The organism is Kaistella sp. (genome assembly GCF_041824135.1).
Taxonomy (GTDB): Bacteria; Bacteroidota; Bacteroidia; order Flavobacteriales; family Weeksellaceae; genus Kaistella.
On the sequence record NZ_JBGZYM010000087.1, the window covers coordinates 1 to 2,669 of the forward strand.

Sequence of the window (2,669 nt, forward strand, 5' to 3'; positions counted from 1 at the left end):
GCAAGCATTCAGAGGGTACAGAATCTTATGAAGATTTTGCGAAACGTATAGCTGATATGCTTTTAGAGCCTGAAAAATTTAAAAAGTTTTATCCACTTTTACAAAAATTAGGATTTGGCGAAAAGCAAAAACAAGTCAAACAAAACACAGTAATTAATCAACAAAATACGAAGCCTAAAAAACATAAATTCATCAAATTTAAATCATACGAAGTAAAGGAAGCTGTAGCAGAAAAAATTATTAAAGATAGAAGATATGAAAAATTACGTGAGTACCAAGAACCAGATGAGTGTTTCGCTTATCGAATTTTAGAAATGATTGAAAACACAGATACGCAAAAAATATTTGCTGAATACTTTGAAGAGAATCCCCCGAAAATTTAATTTTATATACCCTAACAATGTGAAAAATAGCCCAAGAGTTTGGGCCGATTTTTCACATTGTTAGGGTTCGATTTTTTGTTTGTTTCAGAGAAACGCGGAAGCGTGCATTACTTCACTGCTGTTCAGAAATGAAAATTCCATTTCAGTCTATTTGCCTCAACAAAAGATCAAATAAATTATGCTCCATGTACATAAGTAGTTTTGCAAACACAAAACTACTTATTTAAAAAAACCGTACTCTTTCTTTTGCTTCTTTTTTTGATGTTTCGGAGAAACGCGTAAGCGTGCATTACCGTTCTGCTGATCGGAAATGAAAAATCAAAAACCTGCTTAAAATCTCAAACCGCCCAACCTCAAAATTTCAAAAAAATATCCATCACCCAAAAAATCGCACAGAATCGCACAGAATCATTTTTAAAAATTAAAACGTAGGGTAACTAGGGAAATTGATTTAATCGCCTTTAAATCGTAAACAGAAATGAAATAGGACGTATTTTAATGTTGATCTTGGATGTTTTTATCGAAAATGGTTAAAAAGTTAAAAAATGGATTGTTTGATTTCAAAATAAAATTAATAGAGCGAGTGTCTACGAGCGACAAAAACAAAATTCGCTAACTCTCCTCCCTGATTACAAAGCTCCCATTAAAAACTCAACGAGATCAGCCGAGCGTAGCGACCAATTTTTCTAATAAATCATTTGGAAGATTACTAATATCTCCAGTCATTAGAAAATTAATAGTTTGTTTATTTGTTTTTAGTTTCTCAATTGCCTCATCTTTAGACCAATTATTTTTTTTAATATTTTGAATAATTTGCGACATCATATCAGAACGATAACGCATTATTTTGGCTTCTTCGGGTTCAAGAATTGCATTGAAAGCAGAATCGAAAGTTTGAATCTTCATGGTGTTTGTTCCTAAGCGAGCGAAGCGAGAATAAAAAAACTATGAGCGAAGCGAATCCATTTTTAATTTTATTCCCATTCCCAAAGTTTGACAAAACTGCCCCCAGGAATCGAGCGCAGCGAGATTCAATAAAGTTTGAGCGAAAGCGAAAACATAGGGCAGTTTCAAATATGTTTTTTTGTTTTTTGGGCTTTTAAATAATCTTTTAAGCTTTTAAATGCTTTTAAGTCATCTGAAACACAAGCACAGCAATGCTTTCACAACTTATAAACGGACATTTACCCTGCTATAAACGGACATTTACCCTGCTATAAACGGACATTTGCCCTGCTATAAACGGACATTTACCCTGCTTAAAAGGACTGTTTACAACTTGTCATTTTAATGATAAATTTTTAATTGTCCTATTATTATAAGAATGAAGATTAATTATGAGCTTGGTTGTGAAAGATAATTCGTTAATAAATGCGAGCTATACATTGAGTTTGGTTGAACAGCGACTCGTTCTGCTAGCAATTATTGAAGCAAGAGAAACAGGCAAAGGGATAGATACTGAAACATTCTTAGAAATTCACGCCCAACACTATGCGGACCGCTTTCATGTCGATGTTAAAAACACCTATGGAATGCTGTCAGATGCAGTGATGACGCTCTTTAATCGTCAAGTGACTTACATGACTGTCGATGAAAAGAGAAATAAGCCTGAAAAGCGTGTAGTTAGATGGGTAAGTGGTATTTCCTATGTTGAAGGTGCAGGTATTGTTAAATTACGTTTTGCCCCTGAAATTGTGCCGTTAATCACTCGTTTAGAGCAGAATTTTACTAGCTACGAATTGATGCAAGTTGCCAACTTAAACCTATACGCCACTCGTTTATATGAATTATTAGTATCTTGGAGAAGCGTAGGAAAAACCCCAGTTATTGAAATTAATGACTTTCGTTCAAAGCTTGGCTTAGTCGAAAACGAATATAAAGCAATGTGCGATTTTAAAAAGCGTGTCTTCGACCCAGCAATCAAGCAAATTAACGAACATACCGATATAACAGTCAAAGAAGAGCAACATAAAACAGGGCGATCTATTACAGGCTTTTCATTCAAATTTAAGCCAAAGCCACAAGCTAAGATCGAAAACACAGTAGACCCCAAACGAGATCAAAACACACCAGATCTATTTGTAAAAATGACAGATCCGCAACGCTTCCTATTCGCTCATAAGCTTTCTGAAATGCCTGAAATGAGCAAGCATTCAGAGGGTACAGAATCTTATGAAGATTTTGCGAAACGTATAGCTGATATGCTTTTAGAGCCTGAAAAATTTAAAAAGTTTTATCCACTTTTACAAAAATTAGGATTTGGCGAAAAGCAAAAACAAGTCAAAC

General features: G+C 34.3%; 2 protein-coding genes and 1 pseudogene. 2 read left to right on the top strand and 1 reads right to left on the bottom strand.

The features are described from left to right. Nucleotides 1-383 (top strand): annotated as a pseudogene (locus tag ACEYOS_RS11290) (hypothetical protein); the annotation flags it as partial. 660 nt (nt 384-1,043) lie between these two features. Here ACEYOS_RS11290 and ACEYOS_RS11295 read toward each other — a convergent pair. Next, nucleotides 1,044-1,289: an XRE family transcriptional regulator gene (locus ACEYOS_RS11295; protein WP_373797577.1), complete on the bottom strand. Its 246-nt coding sequence runs from the start codon at nt 1,287-1,289 to the stop codon at nt 1,044-1,046. A gap of 428 nt (nt 1,290-1,717) precedes the next feature. Between ACEYOS_RS11295 and repM the strand changes: the two genes are divergently transcribed. Then, nucleotides 1,718-2,669 (top strand): replication initiation protein RepM (gene repM / locus ACEYOS_RS11300; RefSeq protein WP_373797578.1); only part of this gene is annotated, 952 nt, incomplete at its 3' end.

What these genes read in the sequence shown, in the direction of transcription:
- ACEYOS_RS11295 (WP_373797577.1), bottom strand. Translation starts at nt 1,289, where the DNA reads ATGAAGATTCAAACTTTCGATTCTGCTTTCAATGCAATTCTTGAACCC.